The organism is Kribbella yunnanensis (genome assembly GCF_039529655.1).
Lineage (GTDB): Bacteria > Actinomycetota > Actinomycetes > Propionibacteriales > Kribbellaceae > Kribbella > Kribbella yunnanensis.
The window spans coordinates 23,780-40,695 of sequence record NZ_BAAANF010000025.1 but is presented as its reverse complement, the minus strand read 5'-3'; the positions used below and the strand labels follow the sequence as shown (position 1 = coordinate 40,695).

Annotated in this window: 17 protein-coding genes; 10 read left to right on the top strand and 7 right to left on the bottom strand. The window is 67.5% G+C overall.

Features of this window, described 5'->3' with window-relative positions; genetic code table 11:
• The first annotated feature begins 2 nt into the window (after positions 1-2).
• From kdpB to ABD231_RS36235, 6 genes are read left to right on the top strand one after another with little or no spacing between them, the layout of a single operon-like run.
• Positions 3-2,075, top strand: coding sequence for a potassium-transporting ATPase subunit KdpB (kdpB, locus tag ABD231_RS36260; RefSeq protein WP_344162836.1), 2,073 nt, complete (start codon positions 3-5; stop codon positions 2,073-2,075).
• A gap of 8 nt (positions 2,076-2,083) precedes the next feature.
• Positions 2,084-2,638, top strand: coding sequence for a potassium-transporting ATPase subunit KdpC (kdpC, locus tag ABD231_RS36255; protein WP_344162833.1), 555 nt, complete (start codon positions 2,084-2,086; stop codon positions 2,636-2,638).
• 7 nt (positions 2,639-2,645) lie between these two features.
• Positions 2,646-5,207: a sensor histidine kinase gene (locus ABD231_RS36250; RefSeq protein WP_344162830.1), complete on the top strand. Its 2,562-nt coding sequence runs from the start codon at positions 2,646-2,648 to the stop codon at positions 5,205-5,207.
• A complete protein-coding gene (locus ABD231_RS36245) occupies positions 5,200-5,877 on the top strand; it encodes a response regulator (RefSeq protein WP_344162827.1) in 678 nt (225 codons plus the stop codon). The genes ABD231_RS36250 and ABD231_RS36245 overlap by 8 nt, the downstream gene beginning before the upstream one ends.
• The gene (locus ABD231_RS36240) at positions 5,874-6,632 is read left to right on the top strand and encodes a class I SAM-dependent methyltransferase (protein WP_344162824.1); all 759 of its coding nucleotides are present in this window, start codon (positions 5,874-5,876) and stop codon (positions 6,630-6,632) included. The genes ABD231_RS36245 and ABD231_RS36240 overlap by 4 nt, the downstream gene beginning before the upstream one ends.
• A gap of 52 nt (positions 6,633-6,684) precedes the next feature.
• On the top strand, positions 6,685-7,527 hold the full coding sequence (locus ABD231_RS36235; RefSeq protein WP_344162821.1) for a hypothetical protein: 843 nt from the start codon (positions 6,685-6,687) through the stop codon (positions 7,525-7,527).
• On the opposite strand, the gene ABD231_RS36230 is transcribed toward ABD231_RS36235, so the two are convergent.
• Entirely contained in the window at positions 7,512-8,492 is a 981-nt protein-coding gene (locus ABD231_RS36230) for an ArsR/SmtB family transcription factor (protein WP_344162818.1), read from the bottom strand. The genes ABD231_RS36235 and ABD231_RS36230 overlap by 16 nt on opposite strands.
• Before the next feature lie 57 nt (positions 8,493-8,549).
• Here ABD231_RS36230 and ABD231_RS36225 point away from each other — a divergent pair, with 57 nt between their 5' ends.
• Entirely contained in the window at positions 8,550-9,524 is a 975-nt protein-coding gene (locus ABD231_RS36225; RefSeq protein ID WP_344162815.1) for an NADP-dependent oxidoreductase, read from the top strand.
• Between the two features lie 85 nt (positions 9,525-9,609).
• On the opposite strand, the gene ABD231_RS36220 is transcribed toward ABD231_RS36225, so the two are convergent.
• From ABD231_RS36220 to ABD231_RS36210, 3 genes are all read right to left on the bottom strand, one after another.
• Positions 9,610-11,031: an aromatic amino acid lyase gene (locus tag ABD231_RS36220; RefSeq protein WP_344162812.1), complete on the bottom strand. Its 1,422-nt coding sequence runs from the start codon at positions 11,029-11,031 to the stop codon at positions 9,610-9,612.
• A gap of 135 nt (positions 11,032-11,166) precedes the next feature.
• Positions 11,167-11,412, bottom strand: a complete 246-nt coding sequence (locus ABD231_RS36215; protein ID WP_344162809.1) for a type B 50S ribosomal protein L31 — start codon at positions 11,410-11,412, stop codon at positions 11,167-11,169.
• Positions 11,409-12,512 (bottom strand): CobW family GTP-binding protein, encoded by a 1,104-nt coding sequence (locus ABD231_RS36210; RefSeq protein WP_344162806.1) that lies wholly within the window; start codon positions 12,510-12,512, stop codon positions 11,409-11,411. The genes ABD231_RS36215 and ABD231_RS36210 overlap by 4 nt, the downstream gene beginning before the upstream one ends.
• 68 nt (positions 12,513-12,580) lie before the next feature.
• Between ABD231_RS36210 and rpmG the strand changes: the two genes are divergently transcribed.
• Both rpmG and rpsN read left to right on the top strand, forming a co-directional pair.
• On the top strand, positions 12,581-12,748 hold the full coding sequence (gene rpmG / locus ABD231_RS36205) for a 50S ribosomal protein L33 (RefSeq protein ID WP_132405751.1): 168 nt from the start codon (positions 12,581-12,583) through the stop codon (positions 12,746-12,748).
• On the top strand, positions 12,748-13,053 hold the full coding sequence (rpsN, locus tag ABD231_RS36200; protein WP_344162799.1) for a 30S ribosomal protein S14: 306 nt from the start codon (positions 12,748-12,750) through the stop codon (positions 13,051-13,053). The genes rpmG and rpsN overlap by 1 nt, the downstream gene beginning before the upstream one ends.
• Before the next feature lie 183 nt (positions 13,054-13,236).
• On the opposite strand, the gene ABD231_RS36195 is transcribed toward rpsN, so the two are convergent.
• Genes ABD231_RS36195 through ABD231_RS36185 form a run of 3 tightly spaced genes read right to left on the bottom strand, consistent with a single transcriptional unit; the run spans position 13,237 to position 15,103 of the window.
• Positions 13,237-13,995, bottom strand: coding sequence for an IclR family transcriptional regulator (locus ABD231_RS36195; RefSeq protein ID WP_344162797.1), 759 nt, complete (start codon positions 13,993-13,995; stop codon positions 13,237-13,239).
• 23 nt (positions 13,996-14,018) lie between these two features.
• On the bottom strand, positions 14,019-14,216 hold the full coding sequence (locus ABD231_RS36190) for a hypothetical protein (RefSeq protein WP_344162794.1): 198 nt from the start codon (positions 14,214-14,216) through the stop codon (positions 14,019-14,021).
• Positions 14,213-15,103, bottom strand: coding sequence for a GNAT family N-acetyltransferase (locus ABD231_RS36185; RefSeq protein ID WP_344162791.1), 891 nt, complete (start codon positions 15,101-15,103; stop codon positions 14,213-14,215). Before ABD231_RS36185 ends, ABD231_RS36190 begins: the two co-directional genes overlap by 4 nt.
• Before the next feature lie 252 nt (positions 15,104-15,355).
• On the opposite strand from ABD231_RS36185, the gene hutH reads away from it, so the two are divergent.
• Positions 15,356-16,906, top strand: coding sequence for a histidine ammonia-lyase (gene hutH / locus ABD231_RS36180; protein WP_344162788.1), 1,551 nt, complete (start codon positions 15,356-15,358; stop codon positions 16,904-16,906).
• Positions 16,907-16,916: the final 10 nt, after the last annotated feature.

The following is a 16,916-nucleotide window of genomic DNA, read 5'->3' as shown; positions in this document are numbered from 1 at the left end:
CCATGACCAAGACCCCGGCTCCGACGACGGAGCGGGCGGTCGAGAAGAAGGCACCCTCGGGGCTGTTCGACCCGAAGATGCTGCTGACCTCCCTGCCGGACGCGCTGCGCAAGCTCGATCTGCGGGTGATGGTGAAGAACCCGGTGATGTTCGTGGTCGAGGTCGGTGCCGTTGCGTCGACGGTGATCGCCTTCACCGACTCCACTGTGTTCGTCTGGTGGATCGTGGTCTGGCTCTGGCTGACGGTGATCTTCGCCAACCTGGCCGAGGCCGTGGCCGAGGGCCGGGGCAAGGCCCAGGCCGAGACTCTGCGCCGGGCCAAGACCGAGACGACTGCTCGCCGGCTCACTGAAACTGGAGAGGAAGAGGTCCCGGCGGCCCAGCTGCAGCTCGGGGACCTCGTCGTGGTCGAGGCCGGACAGATCATCCCGGGTGACGGCGATGTCGTCGAGGGTGTGGCGAGTGTCGACGAGTCGGCGATCACCGGCGAATCGGCCCCGGTCATCCGTGAGTCCGGTGGCGACCGCAGTGCGGTCACCGGTGGGACGAAGGTGCTGTCGGACCGGATCGTCGTGAAGATCATGACCAAGCCCGGTGAGAGCTTCATCGACCGGATGATCGCGCTCGTCGAGGGCGCTGCCCGGCAGAAGACGCCGAACGAGATCGCGCTGAACATCCTGCTGGCCAGCCTCACGATCGTGTTCATGATCGCCACGATCACGCTGCCGACCTTCGCGAACTACGCCAACGTGCACCTCAGTGTGGTGATCCTGGTGGCCCTGCTGGTCTGCCTGATCCCGACCACGATCGGCGCGCTGCTGTCCGCGATCGGCATCGCCGGCATGGACCGGCTGGTGCAGCGCAACGTGCTGGCGATGTCCGGCCGTGCGGTCGAGGCGGCCGGTGATGTGAACACCTTGCTGCTGGACAAGACCGGAACCATCACCTTGGGCAACCGGCAGGCGGCCGAATTCATCCCGGTCGACGGGGTGACCGACACCGAGCTGGCCGATGCGGCTCAGCTGTCCAGCCTGGCCGACGAAACGCCGGAGGGCCGGTCGATCGTCGTACTGGCTAAGAACGGGTACGGACTGCGTGAGCGGCACACCGGAGAGTTGCCGCATGCAACGTTCGTCGAGTTCACCGCACAGACGCGGATGAGCGGTGTCGACATCGACGACCGGCAGGTCCGCAAGGGCGCGGCCGGAGCGGTCAACAACTGGATCAACGGCCACGGCGGTACGTCGGATCCGCGGCTCGGTGAGATTGTCGACGGCATCTCGGCCTCGGGCGGTACGCCGCTCGTCGTGGCCGAGGCGGTCGGCGGGACGGCTCGTGCGCTCGGCGTGATTCACCTGAAGGACGTGGTGAAGGCCGGGATGCGGGAGCGGTTCGACCAGATGCGTGCGATGGGCATCCGGACCGTGATGATCACCGGTGACAACGCGCTGACCGCGAAGGCGATCGCCGAGGAGGCCGGGGTCGACGACTTCCTGGCCGAGGCGACGCCCGAGGACAAGATGGCGCTGATCAAGAAGGAGCAGGAGGGCGGCCGGCTGGTCGCGATGACCGGTGACGGCACCAACGACGCGCCGGCGCTCGCGCAGGCCGATGTCGGGGTCGCGATGAACACCGGCACGTCGGCGGCCAAGGAGGCCGGCAACATGGTCGACCTGGACTCCAACCCGACCAAGCTGATCGAGATCGTTGAGATCGGCAAGCAGTTGCTGATCACCCGGGGTTCGCTGACCACGTTCTCGATCGCGAACGACGTGGCCAAGTACTTCGCGATCCTGCCGGCGCTGTTCGCGGCGGCGTACCCGGGACTCGACCGGCTGAACATCATGCAGCTGCACTCGCCGGAGACGGCGATCATCTCCGCGATCGTCTTCAACGCGCTGGTGATCGTTGCCCTGGTCCCGCTCGCGTTGCGCGGCGTGCGGTACAAGCCGTCCTCGGCCTCGGCGATGTTGCGCCGCAATCTGCTCGTGTACGGCGTCGGTGGGCTGATCACGCCGTTCGTCGGTATCAAGCTTCTCGACCTGGTGATCTCGTTGATCCCGGGTCTCCGGTGAAAGGTCGCATGATGAGGCAGTTCGGGGTTGCAGCGCGAGTGCTGCTGGTATTCACGGTGGTGCTCGGTGTCGCCTACCCGCTGGTGATGACCGGGGTTTCGCAGCTGTTGTTCCACGGCAACGCGAACGGTTCGATCGTGAAGGTGAACGGCAAGGAGGTCGCCTCCGACCTGATCGGCCAGTCCTATGAAGGCAAGGAGTGGTTCCACACCAGGCCGTCGGCGGCCAAGTACGACGGGAAGGCGAGCGCCGCCTCGCAGTACGGGCCGAACAACCCGGATCTGCTGAAGCTGATCAACGAGCGTCGGCAGGAGGTCGCGCAGCTGGAAGGAGTCGCCCCCTCGCAGGTGCCGGTGGATGCGGTGACCGCTAGTGGAAGTGGGCTCGATCCGGCGATCAGTCCGGCGTACGCCGCTCTACAGGTGAACCGGGTTGCGCGGGAGCGTGGGCTTTCGGTGGCGCAGGTGCAGCAGTTGGTGAAGGAGAACACGCACGGTCGCGCGCTGGGCTTCCTGGGAGAGCCTTACGTCAATGTCGTGACTCTCAACGCTGCGCTGGCATGATCAAGGTATGAAGCGCGGGCAGCTGCGGGTCTATCTCGGGGCCGCGCCTGGTGTCGGGAAGACGTACAAGATGCTGGGCGAGGGTCAGCGCAGGCTTGCCCGCGGCACCGATGTAGTGATCGGCTTCGTGGAGACGCACGGCCGCGAGCACACCGCGGAGATGCTCGAAGGACTCGAACTGGTACCGCGGCGGATCGTCGACTACCGCGGTGCCAGCTTCACCGAGATGGACCTGGACGCCGTACTGCGGCGGAAGCCCGAGGTCGCGCTGGTCGACGAGCTCGCGCACACGAATGTGCCGGGCAGCCGGAACGAGAAGCGCTGGCAGGACATCGAGGAGCTGCTGGCTGCCGGGATCGACGTGATCTCGGCGGTCAACATCCAGCACCTCGAGTCGATCAACGACGTGGTCGAGAAGATCACCGGCGTACCGCAGCAGGAGACCGTGCCGGACCGGGTGGTCCGGTCCGCGGATCAGATCGAGCTCGTCGACATGACTCCGGAGGCGTTGCGGCGCCGGATGGCCCACGGCAACGTTTACGCGGCCGACAAGATCGATGCTGCCTTGGGCAACTATTTCCGGGTCGGCAACCTGTCGGCACTGCGCGAGCTCGCACTGCTCTGGCTGGCAGATCGGGTGGATGCCGGGCTGCAGCAGTACCGGCAGCAGCACGACATCGATTCGACCTGGGAAGCCCGAGAGCGGGTCGTGGTTGCGCTCACCGGCGGTGCCGAGGGCGAAACGCTGATCCGCCGGGCGGCCCGGATCATGGCGCGTTCGTCCGGTGGGGATCTGCTGGCCGTCCATGTGGCTCGCTCCGATGGATTGACCGGAGCCGATCCGAAGCGGCTGGCCGAGCAACGCAGTCTGGTCGAATCGCTCGGCGGCACCTATCACCAGGTGGTCGGGGACGATGTCCCGGCCGCGCTGCTGACGTTCGCCAAGGCCGAGAACGCGACCCAGCTGGTGCTGGGCGGTTCGCGCCGGTCGCGGTGGTCGGCGATCACCGGGCCGGGGATCGGGTCGTCGACGATCCGGGATTCGGGCGATATCGACGTACATATCGTCACGCACTCGCAGATGGGGCGCGGGCGGTTGCCGCGGCTGCGCGGGAGTCTGTCGCGGCGACGCAAGATCCAGGGGTTCGTGCTGTCGATCGTGCTGCAGCCGATCCTGGCGCTCGCGCTCGATCTCGGCGGCGACCGGCTGAACCTGACCAGCGACGTACTGGCCTTCCTGCTTGCCGTGGTGGTCGTTGCGCTGGTCGGTGGGCTGTGGCCGGCGCTCGTCACCGCGATCGGTGGGTCACTGGTGATCAACTACTTCTTCACGCCACCGACCAGGACCTTCACGATCGCCGAGGTGAACAACGCGCTCGCGTTGGCAATCTTCGTGCTGGTCGCGGCGCTGGTGAGCTCAGTCGTGGACCGGGCAGCTCGTCGTACCAGACAGGCGGCCCGATCCGCCGCCGAGTCGGAGACTCTGTCGACCCTGGCCGGTTCCGTGCTGCGCGGTGAGACCGCGTTGCCTGCTTTGCTCGAGCGGGTTCGCGAGGCCTTCGGGATGACCGGGGCCTGCTTGATGGAGCGGGTGGACGAGGACGAGTTGACCGAGGTCTGGCGCCCGCTGGCCTCGGCCGGGACCATGACCTGCGGCCGACCCGAGGAAGGCGATGCCGAAGTACCGGCGCGCGACGACCTCGTCCTGGTGCTGCAAGGCCGCCAACTCGCCGCGGACGAGCGACGGCTGGTCGGTGCGATGGCTCTGTACGCCGCCGCGCTGGTCGATGGGGAGCGGTTGGAAGAGGCCGCCGCTGAGGCGAAGCCGCTTGCCGAGGCAGACAAGCTCCGTACGGCGTTGCTTCGTGCGGTCGGTCATGATCTGCGCTCGCCGTTGGCGTCGGCCAAGGCGTCGGTGACTTCGTTGCGCAGCGATGATGTCGAGTGGAGCGAGTCCGAGCGGGCCGAGTTGCTGGAGACCGCGGACGAGTCGCTCGACCGCCTGTCCCGACTGGTCGACAACCTGCTCGACCTGAGTCGCCTGCAGGCCGGCGTACTGCCTGTGTTCACTCGGCCGATGGCGCTGGACGAGGTGATTCCCGGCGTACTGACTGAGCTTGGTGACGACGGTGAACGGGTCGTCGTCGACATCCCGCACACGCTGCCGCTGATCGAGGCCGACCCGGCGCTGATCGAGCGCGTGATCGCGAACCTGGTGGCGAATGCGCTGCGGTACTCACCGCCCGAGCGCGGGCCGTTGGTGACCGGGAGTTCGCTGGGTGACACGGTGGAGATCCGGGTGATCGATCGAGGGCCGGGGATTCCGCGCGAGGATCGGGATCGGGTGTTCGCGCCGTTCCAGCGGCTGGGCGATACCGACAACACGGTCGGGGTGGGGCTTGGGTTGGCGTTGGCTCGGGGCTTGGCCGAGGCGATGCAGGGTTCGGTTCAGCCTGAGGACACGCCCGGTGGTGGGTTGACGATGGTGGTTTCGGTGCCGGCGGCCGTCACCGCCGACCTGCCGGTACCTGGAACGCGGGAACGAACGGGGACAACTTCTGATGACTAGAGTCTTGGTGGTCGACGACGAACCGCAGATTGTGCGGGCGTTGCAGATCAACCTGAAGGCACGTGGTTACGAGGTGCATCTGGCCGGCACCGGTACGGCGGCGCTGAAGGTGGCAGCGCAACATCCGCCGGAGCTGGTGATTCTCGATCTCGGGCTGCCGGACTTCGACGGCGTCGACGTGATTCGTGGGCTGCGCGGTTGGACCGAAGCGCCGATCCTGGTGCTGTCCGGGCGAACCGATCAGACCGACAAGGTCGAGGCGCTGGATGCCGGAGCGGACGACTACGTCACCAAGCCGTTCGGAATCGACGAGCTGCTGGCGCGGATGCGCGCCGTACTGCGGCGTAGCAATCTTGCACAGGATGAGCCTGTCGTCACTGTCGGTGGGATCCGCGTGGACCTTGCTGCGAAGCGAGTCACGCTGGAGACCGGTGAGGACATTCGGCTCACCCCGACCGAGTGGCATCTGCTCGAGGTCCTGGTCCGGCATCCGGGCAAGCTGATGGCACAACGCCAGTTGCTGACTGAAGTTTGGGGGCCTGGGTACGAGAACGCGAGTGGAAACCTTCGCTTCTACATGGGTCAGCTGCGCCGCAAGCTCGAGGATGATCCGGCCCGGCCAAAACATCTGCTGACCGAACCCGGGATGGGCTACCGTTTCGAGCCGTGACTACTACGGGGGACCCACGCCGGGCCAACTACGCCAAACGTACCGCCGATACGCACGCGGCCTTTTTCACAAGGCATTTACGACCGGGAATCAACCTGCTCGACCTCGGTTGCGGGCCGGGATCCATCACGGTCGGACTGGCCGAGCGAGTACATCCAGGCACGACGACAGGCTTCGATCTCAACCCAGGCCTGCCTGAAGGGGCAGACGCGATCACAGTGGTACAAGGCGATGTGACCAAGGGACTTCCCTTCGAGGACGGAACCTTCGACGCGATCTTCTCCAGCGCGATGCTGCAACACCTTCCGGATCCACTCGCTGTGATGCGTGAAGTACGCAGGGTGGCGCGTCCCGGTGCGGTCGTCGGTTTCGTCGACGCCGATTGGGACGGTCAGTTGCTCTACCCGACGAATCCGTTGCTAGAGGCATCTTTCGAGGTGATGCGCCGGTTGCGCGCCGGTACGTCGCCGTACGTCGGCAAGCAGTTGCGTTCGCTACTCGTCGAGGCCGGTTTCGTCGACTGCGAGAGTTACGCGCGGGTCGTGCACCACGGGACGCCGGAAGAGGTCGCCGGTGTCGGTACCTTCACCGCGAGCCTGATGTCCGGTCAGCGCGCCCAGATCATCGAGAACAACATCGCGACCGGCGCCGAGGTGGACGAGATGGACCTGGCTTGGCAGAACTGGTCCCAGGAACCTGGTGGATTCCTGGCCCGCTTCTGGATCGAAGCCGTCGGCTGGGCGCCGGAAGGCTAGAGCGTCCGATTCGTTCAAGACAGCCGGGTCGTGGGTGCGGGAAGCTCTGGGTATGGACATCTTCACCGCAGGTCGTGATTTCGTACGACGCGAGGCCCGGCTGGTCGAGAACCGGTTGTTCTCCGCTGTCTTCGACGGCGCCGATCCTGCTGGGGTCGTGGACGCTTTGCGTGGCTATCAGAACGCGGACGGTGGTTTCGGCCACGGTCTGGAACCGGACAAGCGGTGCCCGGACAGTCTCGGACTCGACGTCGAGACGGCGTTCGACATCCTGCTGGCGTCCGGTGCCCGGGACGAGACGATGGTTCGCCGGGCCGCTGACTGGCTGGCGTCGGTCGCCACGACCGAGGGCGCGGTGGCGTTGGCGGCGCCGGTGATCGAGAACTATCCGCGCGCCTCGCACATGAGCGAGTGGACCTACGAACCTGGTCTCAACCCGACCGCCGGACTCGTCGGCCGGCTGCACGAACTCGGCGTCGACCACCCTTGGCGCTCGTTGGCCGGTTCGTGGTGCGCTGCCGAGCTGGATCGCGGTCTGCCGACCGAAGCGCACTCGTTCCACGAGGCGCTGATATTCCTCGAGCACACCGGCGATGTGGATCTTGATCGGATCCGCGAGTGGCTGCCCAAGCTCTCGTTCTACCGTGCCGATGCGGACGATCCGTCGTACGGTGTGACGCCCTTGCACTTGGCCTCGACTCCGGACAGCCCTTGGCGTGCGTTGTTTTCCGAGGCGCAACTGGACGCGCACCTCGATCGGCTGATCGCGGATCAGCAGGACGATGGCGGGTGGGCGATCACTTGGGAGCCGCCTGGTCAGGCCGCGACCTTGGAGTACCGCGGCATCGTGACGGTTGGTGCACTGCGGACCTTGAAGGCCTACAACCGGTTGTGAATCAGGCGGTCCGCGAGTTCGGTGCGGGTGTAGAGGACGACGCGGCCGGCGCGGGCGCGGGCGACCAGGCCGTTCGCGTGCAGGGTGGCGAGGTGCTGGGAGATCGCGCTCGGGCTGACGTTGCGTCGGCGGGCGAGCTCGATGGTCGAGGTCGGGGCGTCGAGCGCCATCAAGAGGTCGGCGCGCGTCTTGCCGAGTAGGTCGGCCAGTGCGCCGGCGGCCGGTTCGGGTCGCGTCTCCCACAGCGTGCCGATTCCGCGCGCCGGGTAGGCGACCGTGGGCGGTTCGTCCGGGTTGAGTGGGGCGATCGTGTGTTTGGCGAACAGGGTCGGGACGAGCCAGAGGCCGCGGCCGCTGACGTCGGTCTCGTAGTCCAATTCGTACGACGAGATGCGCATCCGCAACGCGCCGTTGGACCACACCACGCTGGGATCCAGTCCGGTCAGTACGGCGGCCGCGCCGTCTCGGGCAAGCAATTGCGCGCGGTGGATCATGTCCGCTTCGAGCAGGGCGCGCATCCGCGGCCAATGCGGTTCGATCGCGAGTGTCCAGTACGCCGCGATCGCCGTACAGACTCGGTCGCGGAGTCGGCGCGGGTTGGCGCACAGGTCGACGAGGACGGGCGGAAGCGGGCGGCCGTCGTACGCGCGGATGATGTCGGCGACGGCTTGCCGGGGTGGGGTGGCGCGGATCTGGGCGAGTTCGTCGTGGACGTCGGGGAGTGGTGACGACGGGCGTGGGGTGAGGAAGTCCGGGAGCCAGTGGAGTTGCGGGGAGACCAGGGCCATCAGGAGGTCGCGGTCGGGCCAGTCGGCTCGGGCGGCCGTCTGCCGAACCCACGAGAGGTGCAGGACGTGCGCGGACGGCTCCGTCAGGGCCCACAGACTGGTCGCCGTCTCGAGCAACGGCGAGCACGCGAAGCGCATGTCGGCGATGTCGTCGACGCCGAGCTGGTAGGTGATCATTGAGGCATAGGCTAACTTTCTGGCGCTGCTCGGGCTTGCTGTCGTTCGCTGTCCGGCATGAAAGAGATCCGCCTGGTGTCCCGTCCGTCCGGCTTCCCGACCGCTTCGCAGTTCGAGCTCGTCGATTCACCTTCGCTTGAGTTGGTGCCGGGTTCGGCGCTGGTCGAGAACCTGTGGCTGTCGGTCGACCCCTATATGCGGCAGCTGATGGACTCCTTGTGGCCGGTCGGGGAGGTCGGCGAAGGTCGAGCACTCGGCCGGGTGCTGCAGAGCCTGACCCCGTCGTACGAACCCGGCCAGATCGTGTTCCACCGGCAGGGCTGGCGGACGCATGCGGTGGTCACTCCCGAGGACAGCCGGCGGATCGACCGGGTGCCTGGCGTCCCGTTGTCCGCGCATCTCGGGATCCTCGGCGGTACCGGGCTCAGCGCGTACGTCGGCCTGAAGCGGATCCTGCAGTTGCAACCGGGCGAGACGTTGTTCGTTTCGGCCGCGGCCGGTGGCGTCGGTACGGTGGCCGCCCGGCTCGCGCGGTTGCTGGGCGCCGGTCGGATCATCGGGAGTACTGGGTCGGCGGAGAAGGCGAAGTGGTTGACGACCGAGGTCGGGTTCGACGCCGCGCTGAACTATCGGGACGGGTCATTGGCCGAACAACTGGCCGCGGCAGCACCGGACGGAATCGACGCTTGCCTGGACAACGTGGGTGGTGAGCACCTCGCGGCGGCGATCGACGTGCTCAAGCCTGGTGGGCGAATCGCGTGGTGTGGCGCGGTGTCGACGTACAACGGGGAGGGGGATGTTGCGCCGCGCAACCTGTTTGACGTTGTGGAGAAGGGGTTGCGGCTGGAAGGGTTCCTGGTTCGCGACAACCTTGATCTGCGGCCCGAACTGATCGACTTCCTGACGCCGCACCTGCAGTCCGGCGCGGTGGTGTCGGACGAGACAGTCGTGCATGGCATCGAGCACACGGTCGACGCGTTCCTCGCGATGCTCCGCGGCGAGAACCTCGGCAAGATGCTGATCCAGCTCTAACGACAGGACGTATATGCCTGCAACGCCGTTCGCGCGGTGAGGTCAGGCGGGCGCGAGGCAGTACGTAGGCCTATACGTCCTGTTCTTAGGCGGATTCGGCGGGGTGTTCGACTTGGCGGTCGCCCCATTGGGTGAGGATGCCGCGGGCGATTTCCAGGTCTTCGCGGAGGGAGCGGTCGGTGAGGTCGTCGGGGAGGGCGGCCAGGGCGTCGGCGAGCCAGGGGGCGATGGCGGCGGGGGCGAGGTCGTCGGGGGTGAGGCCGGCCAGGCGGATGGCGCGGACGGCGGTGACTAGTTCGCTGGCGATGACTTCGCGGAGGGCGTCCAGGAGCTGAGCAGTCAGTACGGCGGCCTGGGGCGCGAAGCTGGCGTGGTGTTCGGCGCCGCGGGACAGGGTGGCGGTACCGAGGGTGGCCGGCTGGGCGGCGGAACGAACCGCGGCCAGGGCGTCGTGGGCGACGTACTCGATCATCATCACGCCGGAGCTGGCCTCAGCGCCGCTCGCCAGGAAGCGGCTCAGGCCGGTGAAGTCCGGGTCGACCAGGTTGGCGACGCGGGACGTCGAGAGGGTGGCGACGCTGTGCAGGCTCAAGCGGAGTGAGTCGAGAGCGAGCGCGATCGGCATCGCGTGCCAGTTGCCGTTGTGCAGCACAGTGTCGCCCGCCACCAGCGGGTTCTCCGCCGAGGCGTTGATGTCGATCCGCAGACTGTTGCCTAGGGCATCTACATGGTCGACGGCTGGACCGAGTACCTGGGCGAACGCACGGAGACCGAACGGGTCCTGGATCCGGGCCGGTGGGAGCGGGAGACCGTCGAGCAGGCCGCGCATCCGGCGGGCGACGCGGACCTGACCTGGTTGCGGGCGGGCCTCGTGGACGCGGATGTCGTAGACCTCGGCGTTGCCGCGCAGGGCGACATGCGAGAGCGCGCCGACCAGGGGTACGACGTTGATCAGGGTGGCCGCCTCGACGTACGCGAGGCAGCATTCCGCCAGCGTGATCGCGTTGCTCGACAGCAGTGGCAGCGCGCTGGTGCCGTCGATGACCGGGCCGAGGACGAGACCGAGCTCGGCGAGTGGGCCGAGGTCGCCGGTACCGATCGCGCCGCCGCGGTGCAGATCCGGGAGCACATCATCGTTGAGCAGGGCAACAATCGCGTCGGCGACCGCTGGTTCGAGACCAGAGCCGCCCGAGGCCAACTGGTTGACCCGGATCAGCAGACCGAGCCGTATGACGTCCTTCGGGTACGACGTCGTACCGGTCGTGGAGTGTGATCCCAACAGGCGCGCGCCGTGCTCGGGGTCCGAGGTGAGGACGTCGCGGTTGGCGCCGACGCCAGTGGTTCGCCCGTAGACCGGTCGGCGGCCGGCCACCTCGGCGACCGCCAGAGCCGACTCGTGCATCCGCTTCCGGGCGTCGTCACCCAGCCGCACCGCGGTCCGCCGCTGCGCCAACGCAACGGCCTCCAACGGCGCCAATCCACCCCCGGACAGCTCCACCGGCTCCATTGGCCCAGTGTGAGACCGCCCACGCCCCGCGAGTAAGCGCCGCGCCCGGATCGGTGTCTGAAATCCGAGACGTCTGCACGTGGACAAGCGAAAGGGCCCACCCCGCCCCGGGTGAGCCCTTCGCTGCTTGGTGGACTACTTCTTGCCGTAGCGCTTCTGGAACTTCTCCACGCGGCCCTGAGTGTCCATCACGCGCTGGTTACCCGTGTAGAACGGGTGACTGGCCGACGAGATCTCCACGTCGACGACGGGATAGGTGTTCCCGTCGGTCCAGACGATCGTCTCGGTGCTCGCGCTGGTCGAACCGGTGAGGAAGCTGAAGTTGCCGGACTTGTCCCGGAAGACGACCCGGCGGTAGTCGGGGTGAATGTCTTTCTTCATGCTGCACTACTTCCTTCCAGATAAGGGGCGAACGGGTCGGTCAGGTTGTGGACCGTTTCATCCGCACGAAGGACACAACCATCGAGGCGTGCCCGTAATTCCCGGGTGTCGAGACCGACTCCGGTGATGGACAGGTACGACGCCCGGTCGCCGTACTCGGGGTGCCATTCGAGGGCCGACCGGGCCTGGTGCTGCTGGCCGACGCCGGCCCAGCGATCGGCGGGCAGATCCGCCAGCCACGGACCCAGTACGCCGATCGAGATGTTCGTGCCGAAGCTGTCCCAGCTCAGGCGATTGCGGTGCTGGGTCGCGATCCAGACGGTTCCGCGACCGCGCGCCGTACCGGTCACGAGCTCCTCGAGCACCTCGTAGAGCCGCTCGGGGTGGAACGGTCTGGCGGACTGCCAGACGAGGGTTTGTGCTTTTTTGTCGTCCTGGAGTGGTGCAGTAATAGAGCCCGGCTCGGTGCGGGTCTCGGCCGCATCCGGATCATGCAGCCGTACGGCGAGGAGCCCGGCCGGCGTGGTCTGCACGCGCGCCTGCGGGTTGATTGCCTGGATGAGCGCGCTGGCGGTCGGGTCCGAGGCGCTCAGTACGACGGCGTCCGCGTACTCGAGCTGGCGCGCAACCACCTCCGCGATGACGCGACCGTCCTCGGCGGCGGTCGCGATCCCGCGGTCCTGGATGAACTGGTCGCCGGTGAGGTCGTCGACCACGGTCGCGGTGTCGACCGCCGTGATCACCGCATCGACCCGAAGCTCGTCCTCGCGGGCAATCTCCTCCGCCAGCGACTGTGTGTCCCCGGCACCGGGCACCGACACGATCGCAACGCCGTACCGGTCGACGGCGGCGATGCTGGTCAGCAACTGCACCAGCGATCCGCGCATCGCACACGACACACACGGGTGCCCCATCCGGATCGTCTCCTGGTCGATCACCCCGGTCGCCGTCCGCGCGATCCGCACGACAGAACCGCTCGGCAGGTCGCTCACGTCGTACTCGATCAGCACGCCCGTCGGGCCCGCGGCGGCCAGCAGGTTCGCACCCACGGCCCCTCGGAATCCCTCGTCGACACCGGTCAGCAGGGTCACCGGCAGCATCCGCACTCCCACCTTATTGAAAATGATTACCAGTACAATGTACACTCTCGGCAGAGGAAAGGAACAGCATGGCCAAGCACAACGAACTCCGGCCGATCGTCAAGCTCCGCAGCACGGCCGGCACCGGCTTCACCTATGTAACGCGGAAGAACCGCCGGAACAATCCCGACCGGCTCGTCATCCGCAAGTACGACCCCAAGCTCCGCCAGCACGTCGACTTCCGCGAAGAGCGCTGATGGCCAAGACCAGCAAGATCGCCAAGAACGAGCAGCGCAAACGCACCGTCGCCCTCTACGCCGACCGCCGCGCCGAGCTCAAACGCATCATCGCGTCGCCAACGTCGTCCTTCGACGAGCGCACTGCCGCCCAGTTGAAGCTCCAGAAGCTCCCCCGCGACGCCAGCCCCATCCGCATCCGCAACCGGGACGCCGCCGACGGCCGCCCCCGCGGCTACCTCCGCAAAGCCGGCATCTCCCGAGTCCGCTTCCGCACCATGGCCCACCGCGGCGAACTCCCCGGCATCACCAAGTCCTCCTGGTAAACCCCAGCCCGCCGCGACGTGGATGCCGCGGCCCCCGACGGCCCTCCGAGCTCAGGTGCTCGGAGGGCCGTCGTATGCGTACCGAAGGACTGTTAGTAGTCCCTGCCCGCCGATCCCCGCAACCGTCCGCCCACCTGAGCAGGCGCCGAGCGACGCACCTCTAACAGTCCGTCGGTACGTCGATCAGCCGTGGAGCCGGCGGGTGAGGGCGGTGGCGGCTTGGCGGAGGCGGTGGGTCAGGTGGAGGCGGTCGGCGGGGGTGAGGGTGTCGGTGCGGAAGGTTACTGAGATGGCGGCGGCTGGGTGGCCGGCGTGGTCGAGGGCTGCTGCGGCCAGGGAGGAGACGCCGGGGGTGATGTGGCCTTCTTCGTAGGCGTAGCCCTGGCGTTTTTCTTCGGCTAGCAGGCGGCGGAGTTGAGTGAGGGACTCGGGGCCTGTGTCGGTACGGCGGACGAAGGAGTCGGTGGTGGGGAAGAGGGCGCGGACCTGGGCCGGGGGGAGTTCGGCGAGGAGGGCTCGGCCGGAGGCGGTGAGGGTGGCGGGGAGGCGGACGCCTACGTCGGTGACGAGGGTGACGGGGCGTGGGGGTTGTTCTTTGAGCAGGTAGACGAGTTCTCGGCCGTGGAGGACGCCTAGGTGGGCGGTTTGGCCGATCTCGGCGACCAGTTGGCCCAAGAGCGGGCGCGCGAGGCGCTCCAGCGGGTCGTGGCGGAGGTAGGCGGAGCCGATTTCGAAGGCGGCTACGCCCAGGCCGTAGCGTTTCTCCTCGGGGAGGTGGACGACGAAGCTCTCGTCCATCATTGCCCGGAGCAAGTGGTACGTCGACGAGCGTGGCAGGCCGACCGCGGAGGCGATGCGCTCCATCGGTACCGGCCCGGGCTGGGTCGCCAGGAACGTCAGCACCCGCAGGGTGCGGGTCGAGGCGGGAACGTTGCCGCTCACAACGGCAGGGTAACCGGCCTGTCTCAGATTCCGGACGATTGGCGAGCCGAATTCTTTCCGGAACGTCGGCGTAGCCACGACCGCAGCAGTTCGCCGACCACTGCGAAGGCGAACAGAGCGGTCGCGATCGGCCAGTCGAAGTAGTCGTCGCCGGAGAGCAGGAAGCCGACGCCGACCGCCAACGCCAGGAAGAAGAGCAGCGACAGCACGAGCCGGGTCACAGTTCCTTCTCCGCGGTCCAGGCCGAGCCGGCGATCCGGTAGCCGAGCCATTCGTTGACCGCCAGCATCGGTTTGTTGCCCGAATCGTTGCCGGTGTACGCGCTCACCAGCCCGGCGTCACGGGCGCGCCCGAGGGCGACGGCCTTCACGAGCTTGGCGAGTCCTTGGCCGCGTGCAGCCGGGATGGTCCCGGTGAGTGCCGACCAGATCACCTTCCGCTGCGGATCGGCGGTCGTGGTGACGAACGACAACACCGAAGAGCCATCCAGTACGGCGATGCTCAGGTCGCGCCGCAGTTCCGGATGATTCCACTCGACGGCGAACCATTCGTCGTACGGCGGCGCTGACGACAATCCGCTCGGATCACCATGCGCGACCGCGACCGTGGCATGCCAGATCTGCTCGGGCTGTACGGCGTTGTAGTCGACCAACCGAAGTCCGTCGGGGACCGGGGGAGCAGCCGGTACGGCGCTCAATTCCGCATGCGAATGACTGAGCTCCCGACCGATCGTGAATCCGCGGTTGGCGGCGAAGTCCCGCGAGTCGTTCGACGCGACGACGAGCAGTCGCGCGGCGCCGGCCTCGATCGATCGTGCGGTGATGCGTTCGAGGATTGCGGAGCCGATGCCCTGTCCGCGGAACTCCGGCAGCACCTGCACGGTGATCCGCACCCGCGGCGCGACCGCGTCGGGAGCCGGCAGGTAGATGTTGCCGTAGCCCACGATCTCCGAACCGGTCGTCGCGACCAGCACCACCCGGTTCGGGTTGTTCCGCAACCCGGCCTCGACACCACGCGCTGTCATCACCAGATGCGGCATCGCCGCCGCCCAGACCGCCGCAATTCCAACCGCATCCTCCGGCACCGCCGTCCGGATCTCGAACACCATGTACCGACTGTAGTCGCGCGCGAGGTCCACCAATCGCCCTCGACCTTGGGCACGGATCAGTCATTCCAGCGCGCCCCAAGTGGTTGATGGATGCCCAAGGTGTCGCCGCCGGGACCACCTTGGGCGCGGGTCGGTCACTGGGGGTCGCGAAAAGTGGTTGAGGGGCGCTCAAGGTCGAGGTGTCTCGGGTTCGAGACAGATCCCGCGTGTCATCGGGTGTCCACGGGTCGATCCAGGGGGTCCAATGATCGGGTGGATGAGAGCAGCAGCACGGTGATCGTCGGAGTCGGGCCGTTGAGCGCGGCCGACGTCGTTGCGGTGGCGCGGTACGGCGCTCAGGTCCGGATCAGCGACGAGTCGCTCGAGGAGATCGCGAAGTCGCGGGCCGCGATCGAGGCCCTGGCGCACGCGGATACCCCGCACTACGGCGTGTCCACCGGGTTCGGAGCACTCGCGACCCGGCACATCGCGCCCGAACTGCGGGCCCAGTTGCAGCGCAGTCTGGTTCGCTCACACGCCGCCGGCTCGGGCCCCGAGGTCGAGACCGAGGTCGTCCGGGCGCTCGCACTGCTGAGGTTGTCCACGCTCTCCACCGGTCGTACCGGGGTGAAGGTCGAGACGGCTCAGGCGTACGCCGGTCTGTTGAACGCGAAGCTCACTCCGGTCGTGCACGAGTACGGCAGCCTCGGTTGTTCCGGCGACCTCGCGCCGCTGAGCCATGTCGCCCTCGCGGTGATGGGTGAAGGCCAGGTCCGCGATGCCGACGGCAACCTTCGCGACGCCGCCGAGGCACTACAAACAAACGGCCTGCAGCCAGTAGTGCTCGCCGAGAAGGAAGGTCTGGCGCTGATCAACGGCACCGACGGCATGCTCGGCATGCTGGTGCTCGCGCTCGCTGACCTCGACCGGCTGGTGAAGACCGCCGACATCGCCGCCGCGATGAGCGTCGAAGGTCAGCTCGCCACCGACCGCGTCTTCGCCGCCGAACTGCAGGCCCTGCGTCCGCAGCTCGGTCAGGCATCAGCCGCGGCCAACCTCCGCACGATCCTCAAAGACAGCGGCATCGTCGCCAGCCATCGCGGCCCGGACTGCAACCGCGTCCAGGATGCCTACTCCCTCAGGTGTTCTCCCCAGGTCCACGGTGCTGTCCGCGACACGGCCGCCCACGCCGCGACCGTCGCCGACCGCGAACTCGCCTCCGCGATCGACAACCCCGTCGTACTGCCTGATGGTCGAGTCGAGTCGAACGGCAACTTCCACGGCGCCCCGGTCGGATACGTTCTCGACTTCCTCGCGATTGCCGTGGCCGACCTGGCCAGCATCAGCGAACGCCGTACCGATCGCTTCCTCGACGTTGCCCGCAACCACGGCCTGAACGCCTTCCTGGCCGACGATCCCGGGGTCGACAGCGGCCACATGATCGCGCAGTACACGCAGGCCGCGATCGTCTCCGAGCTGAAGCGGCTCGCCGTACCGGCCAGTGTCGACTCGATCCCGAGCAGCGCGATGCAGGAGGACCACGTCTCGATGGGCTGGTCGGCCGCACGCAAGCTGCGCAGGTCGATCGACGGGCTGCAGCGGGTGCTCGCGATCGAGATCCTGACCGCCGCCCGCGCGCTCGACCTGCGTGCGCCACTCACTCCCTCCCCGGCCACGGCCGCCGTACGGGATGCCCTGAGGCAGTACGTCGAGGGGCCGGGGACCGACCGTCATCTGGCACCGGAGATCGAGCACTCGGTCCGTCTGGTTGCCGATGGCACCTACCTCACCGACGTCGAGGCCGTCACCGGCCCGCTCCACTAGAAGGGATCAC